At 58.7% G+C, this 13274-nt stretch carries 16 protein-coding genes; 11 read left to right on the forward strand and 5 right to left on the reverse strand.

Annotated features, from left to right (window positions below; translation table 11 throughout):
- The 3 genes from ACYZTM_RS16095 to ACYZTM_RS16105 all read right to left on the reverse strand — a co-directional run bounded on the left by ACYZTM_RS16095 (position 1) and on the right by ACYZTM_RS16105 (position 2022).
- Positions 1–384 carry a DUF6124 family protein gene (locus ACYZTM_RS16095; protein ID WP_131060479.1) on the reverse strand — a complete coding sequence of 128 codons (384 nt, stop codon included), beginning with the start codon at positions 382–384 and terminating at the stop codon, positions 1–3.
- Between the two features lie 346 nt (positions 385–730).
- Positions 731–1489: a slipin family protein gene (locus ACYZTM_RS16100; protein WP_131060480.1), complete on the reverse strand. Its 759-nt coding sequence runs from the start codon at positions 1487–1489 to the stop codon at positions 731–733.
- A gap of 2 nt (positions 1490–1491) precedes the next feature.
- Positions 1492–2022 carry an NfeD family protein gene (locus ACYZTM_RS16105; protein WP_131060481.1) on the reverse strand — a complete coding sequence of 177 codons (531 nt, stop codon included), beginning with the start codon at positions 2020–2022 and terminating at the stop codon, positions 1492–1494.
- A 199-nt stretch (positions 2023–2221) separates the two neighbouring features.
- Here ACYZTM_RS16105 and ACYZTM_RS16110 point away from each other — a divergent pair, with 199 nt between their 5' ends.
- Together ACYZTM_RS16110 and ACYZTM_RS16115 are read left to right on the forward strand one after the other, a co-directional pair.
- The gene (locus ACYZTM_RS16110; RefSeq protein ID WP_131060482.1) at positions 2222–2683 is read left to right on the forward strand and encodes an aminoacyl-tRNA deacylase; all 462 of its coding nucleotides are present in this window, start codon (positions 2222–2224) and stop codon (positions 2681–2683) included.
- 140 nt (positions 2684–2823) lie between these two features.
- Positions 2824–3069 carry a DUF2789 domain-containing protein gene (locus ACYZTM_RS16115; protein WP_131060483.1) on the forward strand — a complete coding sequence of 82 codons (246 nt, stop codon included), beginning with the start codon at positions 2824–2826 and terminating at the stop codon, positions 3067–3069.
- Positions 3070–3083: 14 nt separating this feature from the next.
- Here ACYZTM_RS16115 and ACYZTM_RS16120 read toward each other — a convergent pair whose 3' ends face one another.
- Positions 3084–3365 carry a type II toxin-antitoxin system RelE/ParE family toxin gene (locus ACYZTM_RS16120; RefSeq protein WP_461983418.1) on the reverse strand — a complete coding sequence of 94 codons (282 nt, stop codon included), beginning with the start codon at positions 3363–3365 and terminating at the stop codon, positions 3084–3086.
- Positions 3362–3637: a CopG family ribbon-helix-helix protein gene (locus ACYZTM_RS16125; RefSeq protein ID WP_131060485.1), complete on the reverse strand. Its 276-nt coding sequence runs from the start codon at positions 3635–3637 to the stop codon at positions 3362–3364. Before ACYZTM_RS16125 ends, ACYZTM_RS16120 begins: the two co-directional genes overlap by 4 nt.
- Before the next feature lie 165 nt (positions 3638–3802).
- On the opposite strand from ACYZTM_RS16125, the gene ACYZTM_RS16130 reads away from it, so the two are divergent.
- The 9 genes from ACYZTM_RS16130 to ACYZTM_RS16170 all read left to right on the forward strand — a co-directional run bounded on the left by ACYZTM_RS16130 (position 3803) and on the right by ACYZTM_RS16170 (position 13274).
- Positions 3803–3985: an antitoxin gene (locus ACYZTM_RS16130; protein ID WP_131060486.1), complete on the forward strand. Its 183-nt coding sequence runs from the start codon at positions 3803–3805 to the stop codon at positions 3983–3985.
- A gap of 143 nt (positions 3986–4128) precedes the next feature.
- Complete coding sequence (locus ACYZTM_RS16135) at positions 4129–5604, forward strand: Fic family protein (protein ID WP_461983421.1); 1476 nt, start codon at positions 4129–4131, stop codon at positions 5602–5604.
- 130 nt (positions 5605–5734) lie between these two features.
- The gene (locus ACYZTM_RS16140) at positions 5735–6163 is read left to right on the forward strand and encodes a MarR family winged helix-turn-helix transcriptional regulator (RefSeq protein ID WP_131060488.1); all 429 of its coding nucleotides are present in this window, start codon (positions 5735–5737) and stop codon (positions 6161–6163) included.
- Entirely contained in the window at positions 6160–8232 is a 2073-nt protein-coding gene (locus tag ACYZTM_RS16145; RefSeq protein ID WP_461983423.1) for an FUSC family protein, read from the forward strand. Before ACYZTM_RS16140 ends, ACYZTM_RS16145 begins: the two co-directional genes overlap by 4 nt.
- Positions 8229–8438, forward strand: coding sequence for a DUF1656 domain-containing protein (locus ACYZTM_RS16150; protein ID WP_008148151.1), 210 nt, complete (start codon positions 8229–8231; stop codon positions 8436–8438). The genes ACYZTM_RS16145 and ACYZTM_RS16150 overlap by 4 nt, the downstream gene beginning before the upstream one ends.
- Positions 8435–9322: an efflux RND transporter periplasmic adaptor subunit gene (locus ACYZTM_RS16155; RefSeq protein WP_131060490.1), complete on the forward strand. Its 888-nt coding sequence runs from the start codon at positions 8435–8437 to the stop codon at positions 9320–9322. Before ACYZTM_RS16150 ends, ACYZTM_RS16155 begins: the two co-directional genes overlap by 4 nt.
- Positions 9319–10767, forward strand: coding sequence for an efflux transporter outer membrane subunit (locus ACYZTM_RS16160; RefSeq protein ID WP_461983425.1), 1449 nt, complete (start codon positions 9319–9321; stop codon positions 10765–10767). Before ACYZTM_RS16155 ends, ACYZTM_RS16160 begins: the two co-directional genes overlap by 4 nt.
- Positions 10768–10849: 82 nt before the next feature.
- Positions 10850–11485: an NADH:ubiquinone oxidoreductase subunit N gene (locus ACYZTM_RS16165; RefSeq protein ID WP_461983427.1), complete on the forward strand. Its 636-nt coding sequence runs from the start codon at positions 10850–10852 to the stop codon at positions 11483–11485.
- Positions 11486–11768: 283 nt separating this feature from the next.
- Entirely contained in the window at positions 11769–13274 is a 1506-nt protein-coding gene (locus ACYZTM_RS16170) for a YdgA family protein (RefSeq protein WP_131060493.1), read from the forward strand.

A 13274-nucleotide genomic window follows, 5' to 3' on the forward strand; every position in this document is an offset into this window, starting at 1 on the left:
CTAAACCTTGGTTTGAGCCTTCGCCATTTGCAACGCCTCCCAATGATCCAGCGCCCGCTCTACGAGCAACTGCACGCCATCGGCCATGCGGCTGAGTGCCAGGGCTACCGAGCGCCGTGTCCCGTCCACGTCGTCCGCAAGATCGGCCGCAATGGCACTGATGGACAGCAAATCTTCGGAGGCGTTGGCCAGCAGGGCTTCGGTGTCGATGTCGGGAGAAACTGAGAAGAGCGCGCCTTTGCGGCGCCTGGCTGGTTTTCCGTCAGCCGGGGGGAAGTAGTGGGCGAAGGCGCGGTCAGCGGCTTCTTTGAGTTTTTCAGCCTCGAGAGATTCTTCTGACGGGGCGTCAGAGTTCTCTGGAGGATTGGGCGTTATCTTGATCATATGGAATATCCTAAACAGTAAGTTGGAGCCGTCACCGTTCGCTTGCACGCGAATGGGGTGGCGGCCGTGCGCAGGTGTGCAAGACCGGGACTGTTTAGGACACCCAGCAGATCCGAGGATCTCCTGCGCGCAGCCGCCATAAAGCAGTGAACACTTAAATGCTCAATGAGAGATATGGCAATTGCGACCTAAACAGTTTCGTCGGACTTGCACGTCCGTGTCACCGTTTATTCAGTGACAAACCCAGACTAGACCTGGGTTCAGGCCGGAACAAGTTCACCAACACCACTACAACTTGAAGGAAATCTCCGACGGAGTTACCAGACGTTGGTGTTTTTGCAGAAGGTCAAGATTTGGACGACAAATCCGCCATCCCCTTGAGCAATTCGATCGGCAGCGGAAAGACGATCGTCGAGGTCTTGTCACCGGCAATCGAACTCAGCGTCTGCATGTACCGCAACTGCATGGCCCCAGGCTGACGCCCCAGCATCTCGGCTGCTTGCATGAGTTTTTCCGAGGCCTGCAACTCACCTTCGGCGTGAATCACCTTGGCCCGGCGTTCCCGCTCGGCTTCAGCCTGTTTGGCGATGGCGCGAACCATCGACTCGTTGAGGTCCACGTGCTTGATCTCGACGTTCGCCACCTTGATGCCCCAGGCATCGGTCTGGGCGTCGAGCACTTGCTGGATGTCGATGTTCAGCCGTTCCCGTTCGGCCAGCAGTTCATCGAGTTCATGTTTACCGAGCACCGCCCGCAGCGTGGTTTGGGCCAGTTGGCTGGTGGCCATGAGGAAGTCTTCGACCTGGATGATGGCTTTCTGTGGATCGAGCACGCGGAAATACAGCACCGCGTTGACCTTGACCGAGACGTTGTCGCGGGTAATCACATCTTGCGGCGGTACGTCGAGTACCACGGTGCGCAGGTCGACGCGGACCATTTGCTGGACCACCGGAATCAACAGGATCAGGCCAGGGCCCTTGACCTGCCAGAAACGCCCGAGCTGGAACACCACCCCGCGCTCGTATTCGCGCAGGATGCGGAAGGTCGACCCCGCCAGCGCGATCAGCAGTAACAGCAGCGCGGCAAAACCCAGTTGCAGGCCCATGTCTATTCTCCATTCGACGCCGCATCAGCCGCGGCCACTTCCAGCAGTAATCCCTTGCGCGCCACCACCCGGACCCTTTGCCCGGGTTGCAGCGGCGTGACGCTGAGGACTTGCCACTTTTCTCCTTGCAGGTGCACCCAACCGTTGTAGGCATTGCCGGCCAGCGACAACACCGGGGCCACGCTACCCACCAGTCCTGCATCGCCACTGACGTTTTCGCGCGGTCGGGTTTTCAGCGCGTGGACCAAAAGGAAGATCAACAGCAGCGCACTGATCAGTCCCAGGCCGATCATCAACGGCACAGGCACTTCGGTGTTGGTCATGATCACCGCCCCGATCACGAACATCACAATGCCGCCGAGCCCGATCACGCCGTAATTGGGCAGTGCCGCCTCGGCGATCAGAAACGCGATGCCGAACGTGATCAGCCAGATCCCCATGGGGTTGGGCGCCAGCAGGACGACGGTGTCCGCGGCGAAGACCGATCCGCTCAAGGCCAACAACAGCGCAATTGCCCAGCAACGAGTGTTCACGTGACCCTCCGGGAGAGTCATTGATGGTTCTTTATACAGTCTAGCTGAGCTGTGGATTGTACGAATTTTGACCAGTTGTTGACGTTGGCCCGGCGGGCGGATTTCACTCTGAAACGCGCCAGCAGGCCTAGACTTTCAGTACGAAGAAAAGTGTTAACCATCGTCCGCCAAACAGTGTTTGCGGACACCGAGGTGCATCATGCGTATGGCAAAAACCCTGCAGAGCAGCCTGGACAAGGCGCACTGCGAATATGACGTTGTCACCCACCCACACTCGGCCAGCAGCCTTGAAACGGCGCGGGTCGCGGGCATTCCTGCCGAACGGGTGGCCAAATCGGTGATCCTCGACGACCACCACGGTCATTTTCTGATGGCTGTGCTGCCCGCCAGCCGTCACCTTGACCTGAGTAAAGTTCGCGCCAGCGGCGAATGGCAGATCACCCGGGAAAGCACCCTGGCGCATCTGTTCGAAGATTGCGAACGGGGCGCCGTGCCCGCGCTCGGTGAATCCTATGGCCTGGACATGGTCATCGACCCACTGCTGACCCGGCAGAAAGACATCTACCTCGAAGCCGGCAACCACAACAATCTGGTGCACATGAACATGCCGGAGTTTCTGAAAATGGTGCCGCATGCGGAGGTGCGAGAGTTGAGCCAGTGAGTTTTGCGGCGCCAGTTACATCGCCTTCGCGGGCAAGCCTCGCTCCTACAGGGTCACGCTGTCCATTGTAGGAGCGAGGCTTGCCCGCGATTGACTGCAAAGCAATCACCCAATCATCTGCCATAAAAAAGGAGCCCGACATGGAATCCCCAACCCACAGCCTCCCTTCCCTGTTCAAACAACTCGGCCTGCCGGACGACGCCGAAAGCATCGATAAATTCATCGCCACCCATTCACCGCTCAAGCCTGAATTGCATTTGGCCGATGCATTTTTCTGGAGCGAGGGCCAAGCGCAGTTATTGCGGGAGGAGATTCTGGATGACGCGGATTGGGCGGAGGTGGTGGATCAACTGGATGTGCTGATGAGGAAGGGGCGGGGGGTGTAAATCTGAGGAGTACTTCAACTCTCCAGCGGCCACTGTCGAGAAGTGTGAACCAGCGCGAGTATCCAGATCGCGTCCCGTCCCAGTTCATAGACGATGCGATAACTCTGGTGCGGAATCAGCTCTCGTGTGCCGGCAATGATTCCGGCGGGGCCGCTTTCAGGGTATTGGGACAGCTGAGATATTGAGTGAGTGAAACGGGTGTCCATGTCGATGGCTGCTTTTGGATTGACGGCATGGAGATAATCCCAAATTTCTGCACGATCCTGTGCTGCTGCAGGCGTCCAAATAATCCTCATCCTTTAGCAGCCCTCGCACGCCTGGCGGCGAATTCTGCCTCAACTTCATCATTCGGCAGGCCTTCACCTGCATTCATGGACAATCGCGCGCGGTCTACTTTGCGTTGTAAAAACGCTTCGTACTCACGCGACTCGCGCTGTTTTTGAACGAATTGCCGCATCATGTCACGAACAATCTGCGAAGCAGGGCGATGCGACGCTTCGGCTTCGGCCATGAACTGCTCGCGCAATTCCGGTTCGAGTTTCATTGTAAAGACGGCTTGTTTTGACATGGTCTGCATCCTCGACTGATGTACTGACAAAGTATATACGTCGTCAGTACAAACCATGGCCTGAGGGGAAATCGACGCGACGCGCGGTGCCCGCAGCCTGCCTTTTCTGTTCATAACCAATTTGGCCTAGGCACCGAACCGGTCAGCATCGGGGGTTAAAAAATAATGTCTGAAGTGAAGAAAAATCCATCAGCGGTACTGAAATGTTCACCTGGCGAGCCTGTGACATTGGTTCCGGCCGATGTTTTCGAGTGCGCGATGGAACGCCTCGATGACCGTGAGTTGTTGGAAATTATTCGTTCACGCCGGCATGAAAAACCGATTTCAGTAAATCTGGATGATCTCTAAGATCGAACCATTTACGCGTGCCAAAAAACGCTGGCGGGGTGTAAAAATCTTAGCGAAACGACCGAAATGTGCAAAAAACTTACAGGCGTTGCAGAAATCTGGGCTTTAATCGCGTTTGTGAACTTTTTCTGTGGACACGCACAATGCCCCTGGTTGGATACGCACACCTCCATGATGCTTTAAAACTCAAAGTTATCGCGCCGACGCGTGTGGCTATGGTCAAACCTGTCACGCGCATCTCGATGATTGGGGATTGCCTGGCTGTTCCTCAATCGGTAGCACCGTCAACCGATTCAACTCTTGAACACATTTTTTTTGCGCTTAAACATGAAGGCATCAATCTCGGAATTCTGGCCGCCGCGCTTGAAGCTGTTGCTGCCGGGCAATTGCTTCAAGAACTGGCAAAAGCACCGAATGGCGTCTTTGTTCGAAAGGCCTGCTTTCTCTGGGAAGAGTTGACGAATCGGCGACTCGATTATGCAATCCCGATAAACAGCAGGTTTGCGCCGCTTTTCGACCCCGCACGTTATGTAACTGGCCCGATTGTTAGAAACACGCGTTGGCGTATTGAGTTCAATGGGCTTGGCTCTCTGCGTTACTGCGCCACCGTAGAACGAACGCCTGAACTCGAAGCCTTGCTCAGTCTCGACATTCTCGGCCGAGCTAAAGCCTTTATGGCGACATTACCGCCCGAAATGATGGACCGAGCCATCAACTGGGCTTACCTGCACGAAACCCGCGATTCCTTCGCCATCGAGAAAGAAGAACCCAGCGAAGAAAAATCACGCCGCTTTGTTCAACTACTGCGCCAGGCCCATGAAGGGCGTGAGCTGAGTGAAGACTATCTGGTCGAGTTGCAGAACAGCACCGTTTCCAATCCTTTCGACAAAGCTGTCCTGTTTCGTCATGAACAGAACCACTTGCATAACGGTTTGCGGGGCGCTGCTGGGGTCAGCTATGTCCCACCCGCACCGGATCTGTGCCGTGAACTGATGGAGGAGTTGATGACCTTCGCCAATCAGTCTTCAAGGCAAGTCGACCCGCTGGTAGCGGCTGCCGTAACCGCTTTCGGATTTGTCTTCCTTCATCCGTTCATGGACGGCAATGGTCGACTTTCGCGCTTCTTGATTCACCAGACCCTTTGCCATTCCGGCGCCTTGGAAAATGGTTTGCTGTTGCCCGTCTCCGTGGCGATGAAACACGAGGAGGCGAACTACCTGGAAACGCTGAAGGATTTCTCAAAACCTGCTCGCGACTTCTGGAACGTCACCTGGTTGGACGCCGATCAAATGGCCTTCGAATTCATTGGCCACCCCTCCATCTATCGTTTCTGGGACGCCACTCGCTGCGTCGAATTTACGTTGCAGATGGCACGCCGCGCGCTGGAAATTGAACTGCGAGAGGAGACTGAGTTTCTGGACCGTTACGACCGTGTGGTCAAAGCGGTTAATCAGCGTTTCGATGTACGGGGTAGCGATCTGTCGAAGCTGGTGATGATGTGCCTGGACAACGACGGCAAGGTTTCAAAACACCGACGCAAGCAATTTCAGTACAGCGTGTCGGAGGAGGTTTTGGATTTTATAGAGGGAGAAGCGGGAAGATTGTTGGGTGATGGCTAAGGAGAGGCATCCCTCCGGTCCCAGAATTGTTTCAAAACTTGACCAGCTTTCCCCTCCAATGCCATATTGATAGTTAGCAAACTAACAGTGTGTGTTTCCCCTCGTGCCGAAAAACCTCGACGCTCTCCAGATGAACATCAGCAGCTCCATGGTGGTGGCCGCCAGGCATTGGCGGAAGATCTGCCAGACCACGCTGGTCAATTATGGAATTTCCGAAGCCTGTGCCGTCCCGTTGTTGATGATCGGGCGACTGGGCGAGGGGGTGCGGCAGGTGACGGTGGCGCAGGCGGCGGGGATGGAGAGTCCTTCGCTGGTGCGTCTGCTCGATCAGCTGTGCCATGCCGGTTACGTCCGTCGCACCGAAGACGCCCATGACCGACGCGCCAAATGCCTGAGCCTGACGGAAACCGGTCGGGAGTTGGTGCAGGCTGTCGAGACCGAGCTGGTGCGGTTGCGCAATGAAGTGCTCGAAGGCATTGACCGCAGTGATCTGGAAGCGACGCTGCGGGTACTGAGAGCCTTTGAAGCGGCCACCCCGCCGTCGGTGGCGAACCCTTGAGCGGATTTTTCACCGGCGTTCCTCCGGCGCGGGACTGGTTCTACGGGGTGCGCACGTTCGCGGCGTCGATGATTGCGCTGTACATCGCCATGCTCATGCAAATGCCGCGTCCGTATTGGGCGATGGCCACGGTGTACATCGTTTCCAGCCCTTTCGTCGGCCCTACCAGTTCCAAGGCTTTATACCGCGCGGTCGGCACCTTGCTCGGTGCGGCGGCAGCGGTTTTTTTCGTGCCGATGTTTGTCCAGAGCCCGTATGTGCTGGTGGTGGTGATCGCGCTGTGGACCGGGACGTTGCTGTTTCTGTCCCTGCATTTGCGCACGGCCAACAGTTACGCGCTGATGCTCGCCGGTTACACGTTGCCGCTGATTGCCTTGCCGGTGGTGGATAACCCGCTGGCGGTGTGGGATGTAGCGGAAGCGCGGACCGAAGAAATCTTCCTCGGCATCGCCGCTGCGGCCGTGGTCGGTGCCATGTTCTGGCCACGGCGGCTGGCGCCGGTGTTCAACGATTCGGTGAACAAATGGTTCGCCGATGCTTCGACTTACAGCCTGCGTTTCCTCAGCCGCAACGTGCAGCCGGACGAAGTCAGTGCCCTGCGCTCGGCGATGGTGGCGACCTTCAACAGCCTGGAACTGATGATCGGTCAGTTGCCACACGAGGGTGCGCGGCCGCAGACGGTGCGCAACACCAAAGAACTGCGCGGGCGAATGATTCACCTGTTGCCGGTGATCGACGCGCTCGACGACGCACTCTATGCCCTTGAACGAAGAACCCCCGAGCTTGTGGATAAGTTCGCGCCGCTGTTGGCCGCGACCACCGAATGGCTTGGCCACAAAGATGCCGACCTCGGCCGCTGGCAGGCGCTGAAAGATCAACTAGAAGCCCTGCAACCGTCCGCCGAAGCGCTGGATGACCGCAAACAGCTGCTGTTCTCCAACGCCCTGTATCGCCTCGGCGAGTGGATCGATGTGTGGCAAGACTGCCGCAGCCTGCAATACGCCATTCAGTGCGAAAGCCAGGACAGCTGGCGCGCGGTGTATAGGCATTGGCGTCTGGGTCGCCTGTCGCCGTTTCTTGACCGTGGGCTGATGTTCTATTCGGCGGCGTCCACGGTGACCGCGATCATTGTCGCGTCGGTGCTGTGGATTCTGCTCGGCTGGACCGACGGCGGTGCCGCAGTGATTCTGGCAGCGGTGGCGTGCAGCTTCTTCGCCTCGATGGACGACCCGGCACCGCAGATATTCCGGTTCTTTTTCTGGACCGCGATGTCGGTGTTGTTTGCCAGTCTTTATCTGTTCCTTGTGCTGCCGAATCTGCATGACTTCCCGATGCTGGTGCTGGCGTTTGCCGTGCCGTTCATTTGCATCGGCACCCTGACGGTCAAGCCGCAGTTTTACCTGGGCATGCTGCTGACCCTGGTCAACACCTCGTCGTTCATCAGCATTCAGGGCGCTTACGACGCGGATTTCCTCAGCTTCGCCAACTCCAACCTGGCCGGCCCCGTTGGCTTGCTGTTTGCCTTTGTCTGGACGCTGATCGCCCGGCCGTTCGGTGCGGAACTGGCGGCCAAGCGCCTGACCCGATTCAGCTGGCGCGACATTGTCAGCCTGACTGAGCCGGCTACATTGGCCGAACACCGGCATTTGGGTGTGCAGATGCTCGACCGCTTGATGCAGCATCTGCCACGTCTGGCCATGACCGGGCAAGACACCGGCATTGCACTGCGGGAAGTGCGCGTGGCGCTGAACTTGCTCGACCTGCTTGCTTACACGCCGCGGGTGCTCGGCGCACCGCAAGTGCTGCTGCAGCAAGTGGTGGCCGAAGTTGGCGAGTATTTCAAAGCCTGCCTCAAGGCCGGCGAGCGATTGCCGGCACCGAGCCCGCTGCTGATGACCCTCGACCGCACCCGCCGCGCCCTCAACACCGAGTGCGATGAAGGCGCGCGTCTGCACCTGTTGCATGCCTTGAGCGGTCTGCGTCTGTCGCTGCTGCCCGGGGTGGAATTCGTCGCCTCGGGCGAACTTGAAGAACCGCTTCCCCATGGCATCGATGGAGCGCCTTTATGATCGGTGATCTGGATATCAGCGGGGTGTTCCTGCCCACGCTGCTGGTGCTGATGGGCATTACGTACGTGCTGTTCCTGTTGGTGCACGGGTTGCTGACGCGTCTGCACTTTTACCGTCTGGTCTGGCACCGGGCATTGTTCAACGTGGCTCTCTACGCCTTGCTGCTCGGCGCCGTGGACTCACTCAGTCGATACCTGATGACATGAAAAAGCCTTTTTTGACCCTCGGTCGCGTGGTCCTGACCCTGCTGATCGTGACCTTCGCCGTCGTCGTGGTCTGGCGCATGGTGATGTATTACATGTTCGCGCCCTGGACACGGGATGGGCACATCCGTGCCGACATCGTGCAGATCGCCCCGGACGTGTCCGGGCTGATCCAGCAAGTGGAAGTGCGCGACAACCAGTTGGTGAAACGCGGCCAGGTGCTGTTCAGCATCGACCAGGACCGTTTCAAACTGGCCTTGCGTCAGGCCAAGGCAGCGGTCGCCGACCGTCAGGAAACCTTGGCCCAGGCGCAACGCGAAGCCAAGCGGAACCGTGGCCTCGGCAATCTGGTGCCGGGCGAGCAACTGGAAGAAAGCCAGTCGCGGGTGGCCCGTGCCGAAGTGGCCTTGATGGAAGCTCAGGTGGCGGTGGACAGCGCCCAGCTCAACCTCGACCGTTCGACCATCCGCAGCCCCGTGGACGGCTACGTCAACGACCGCGCGCCGCGTGCACAGGAATTCGTCACTGCCGGGCGGCCGGTGTTGTCGGTGGTGGACAGCAATTCGTTCCACATTGATGGCTATTTCGAAGAAACCAAGCTCGACGGCATTCATGTCGGCCAATCGGTCGACATTCGAGTGGTCGGCGACCGCGCGCGTTTGCGCGGCCATGTGGAAAGCATCGTCGCCGGCATCGAAGACCGCGACCGCAGCAGCGGCAGCAACCTGCTGCCCAACGTCAATCCGGCCTTCAGCTGGGTGCGACTGGCCCAGCGGATTCCGGTGCGGATTGCCTTCGATGACGTACCGGCGGACTTCCGCATGATCGCCGGGCGCACCGCGACAGTGTCGATCATGGATGACCAACCGCAGGAGCCCGCGAAATGAGCAGGGCCTCGGGTTTGGCCGTCGCCGGATTAGGCTTGTTGCTGTCGGCCTGTCAGGTGGTCGGACCGGATTATCACTTGCCGGACGAGGCCGCCATTCACCGTGAAGACTTGCAGGGCGACCTGGCGGTGAACGGTAAAAACGTCGTTTCGGCCCCAGTGCCCGCCGATTGGTGGCGCTTGTATCAGGACCCACGCCTCGATCAATTGGTGCAGCAAGCCATGGTCACCAATACCGATTTGCGCGTGGCGGCGGCGAGCCTGGCCCGTGCCCGCGCGCAGGTCGACGAAGCGCAGGCGGCGGGCGGCTGGAGCGCCGGTGTGAAGCTTGGCGCCCAGCGTTTGCAGGAGTCCGGCGAAGCCTTCTTGCTACCGGAGAAAGTGCCGGTGGCCAACGTCGGCGAGATCGGCATTACCACTTCGTATCAGTTCGATTTGTTCGGCACCTTGCAGCGCGGTATCGAAGCGGCCAAGGCCAATGCCGATGCGACCCAGGCCGCCGCCGATACCGCACGCATCACCTTGGTGGCCGATGTGGTCCGGGCGTACACCCAGGTGTGCGCGGCCAACGAGGAGCGGGAAATTGCCCAGCATTCGCTCGACCTGCAAGCCCAAGGCACCACCCTGATCCAGCGTCTGCGCGACGCCGGGCGCGGCGATGAAACCCAGGTCACTCGCTCGCAAACCCAATTCAAATCCTTGCGTGCCGACATGCCGCGTTATGAAGCCGCGCGTCAGGCCGGGTTGTTCCGCTTGTCGATGCTGTTGGCCAAACCGGTCGAGCAGTTGCCTGCCGGAACCGCCACCTGCACCGAACTGCCGAAAATCACCCAATTGTTGCCGGTCGGTGACGGCGCAACCTTGCTTAAACGCCGACCCGATGTGCGCCAGGCCGAGCGCCGACTGGCTGCCGCGACCGCCGGCATCGGCATCGCCACGGGCGAGTTGTACCCGGACATCAGCATCGGCGCGACCGTCGGTACTGTCGGTATCCTCGAAAATCTCGGCAAACCGGCGACCAATCGCTGGGGCTTCGGCCCTTTGCTGACCTGGACCGTGCCGTCCAACGGCTCCCGGGCGCGAATCCGCGAGGCTGAAGCGACGACCCAAGGCACGCTGGCGCACTTCGATGGCGTGGTGCTCAACGCCATCCGTGAGACCCAGACCAGCCTGGCGCAGTACTCCGCACTGCTGCAACGCCGCGATGCGTTGGCCGACGCCGAACAATCGGCGCAACTGGCTGCAGACCAGACCCACCGCTTCTTCCAGGCCGGCCGCGCGTCGTTCCTGGCGGACCTGCAAGCCACCCGCACTTACACCGATGTGCGGGCCCAATTGGCTGCCGCCAACACCCAGGTTGCCATGAGCCAGATTGATTTGTTCCTCGCCTTGGGCGGTGGTTGGGAAAGCGGACGAACGCAAGCGTCACAGCCCGGCAAACCCTGAGGCCATTGCTATGCTTTGATTTGATGAGGTCACGCGTTGACCTCTTCGATCAAGGCTCGCGTTGGTCATGGGGACTCTAATAATGAAAAACCCTTATGCTCCCGGCTTCTGGTGCGCTATTGCAGCATTGGTTCTGCTGTCGGCCACCTATTTCTACGGCATCATGCTGGCCCACCAGATCGACAAGGCCTTGGTGTTCCTGGACAGCGCCGCGGCGCTGATTGCGGTGATGGCAATCGTCGTGGTGGCCTGGGCTTCAGTCCAGGGCCAGCGGATCAAAAAAAGACAACTTGAACAAGGCAAGACCCTGGTGCTGATCTGGGACACCAAGGTGGCGTTGCGTCGGGTCGAAACAGTGTTTGACCGGTATTTCTGGGGCAGCTATTGGCAACCGGGGCGCACGTTCCAGGAAGTCATGGGCGAACTCACCGGCACGCCGCTGGAAAAAAGCCTCGAGACCTTGAAGAAGCAATGCCTTGAGCTGGACAAGCAAGTCTGCGACGACGGCAGGCACTGGCTCAACAATGCCCGTGAACTCTCCGATGTTGCCACTGCCATGGCCCGTGAACGCTATCAGCTGGACTTCTGCGATCCGCGTGCGGAAGTGACGGGCGGGGCGGTGATCAATCGCGATTTTGAAGTGCTGGTGTATACGTGGACGGCGCGGCTCAAGAGCTTTGATCATCAGCTGGATGAGATGGAGGTCCAATACTCCTGAATTGATGTTGTCGGTACCGACGCCTTCGCGGGCAAGCCTCGCTCCTACAGGTATTGCATAATCCTTGTAGGAGTGAGGCTTGCCCGCGAAGGCGATTTCATGCCCGCCGAACTCTCAACCCTCATGCGCAGTCAATAGACACTCTTTAACCTTTAAACATTGGGCCGCCCGGTGCGCCTGATGCTAATCTGCATCGCACTTTCAGCGCAGTCGCGACCGCAACCCGTCATGGGTTCAGGGAAGACGACCACATTTTCAACAACGGACATTGATCGGGTAATTCATGAATAAATCAGCAGGCGTGCTTCTTGGAATCGTCGTTGCCATCGGTGCAATCAGCGCCGGTGGTGCCTGGTACACCGGCACCAAAATCGAAGGCGTGCTGAACACCTCGATCGCCGACGCCAACAAAGAGCTGAATGCCGCGCTGGTCGGTTCCAACGGCACGGCGTCGCTGGAACTGGTGTCGCTGGAGCGCCATGTGTTCAGCAGCACCGCGCACTACCGCCTCAAGGGCGAAGGTGAAATGTTTGGTGAAGCGCCGGTCGAGTTGTTGTTCGTCGACCACATCGAACACGGTCCGCTGCCGTTCTCGCGTCTGGTGTCGCTGAAATGGCTGCCGGTCATGGCCACCAGTCACTACGAACTGGAAAGAACCCCGGCCACCGAAAAATGGTTCGCCGCTGCCAAGGACCAGTCTCCACTCAAGGGCCTGGTCAATATCGGTTACGACGAATCCACCAACGGCACCCTTGAATTCCTGCCGCTGGACATCGCATTGGATGCCAAGTCCAACCTGAAATTTTCCGGCCTGAACCTCGACGTCGCCGCCAGCGCCCAGGCCCAAAAGGTCAAGGCCAACGGCTACATGGACAGCATGACGTTGACCACGGTGGCTGAAGACCAGACGCCGGTGAAGGTCGAGCTGAACGGCCTGACCGTGGCCAGCAACCTGACCAAAAGCAGCTACGGCTATTACATCGGCGACAACACCTTGGAGCTGACCAATAGCAAAACTACCTTCGGTGCCAAGCAGTCTGTGTTGGGTCTCAAGAAATTTGAAATGAAGAACCTGACCGAAGAATCGGGCACCAGTGGTTCGGGACGTGCCGATTACAAGGTTGGCGAAGTGTCGTTGAATGGCAAGACTGTCGGCTCTGCGCAGATGGCCATGAGCCTGAAGAACCTCGATATGCCGGCGACCATGGCGCTGATGCAGATCTACCAGACCAAGCTGCAGCCGTACGAAAAGGCTGCCGCTGAGGCTGCTGCCGCCGGTGAACCGGCTCCAGAACTGGTCTTGACCCCGGCCGAAGAGGCGCAGGTCAAAACCAATCTGGAAAAACTGCTCGCCGCTGGCCCGCAGGTGGCTTTGGAGAATCTGTCGTTCAAGTCCACCAATGGTGAAAGCCGCGCCAACCTGGTGCTCGACCTGACCAAGCCGCAGTCCATGGACCTGCCGCCAGACCAACTGACCCAACAGCTGATTGCGCTGCTGGATTTCAATCTGAAAGTGTCCAAGCCAATGCTCGTTGACCTTCTCACCGTGCAATCGGAAATCGACGGTCAGACCGACGTCAAGCTCGTTGCCGATCAGGCGACGGCGACCGCGGACATGTTCAGCAGCATGGCGGTCGGTACGCAATTGGCCAAACTGGAAGGCAACGACATCGTCACCCAATTGCACTACGCCAACAATCAGGTGGAGTTCAATGGCCAGAATATGACCGTTGAGCAATTTGTCGGCTTCGTGATGAGCAAGCTCGGCGGCGTTGCACCGATTCAGTAA

Source organism: Pseudomonas sp. MDT2-39-1 (assembly GCF_054898085.1).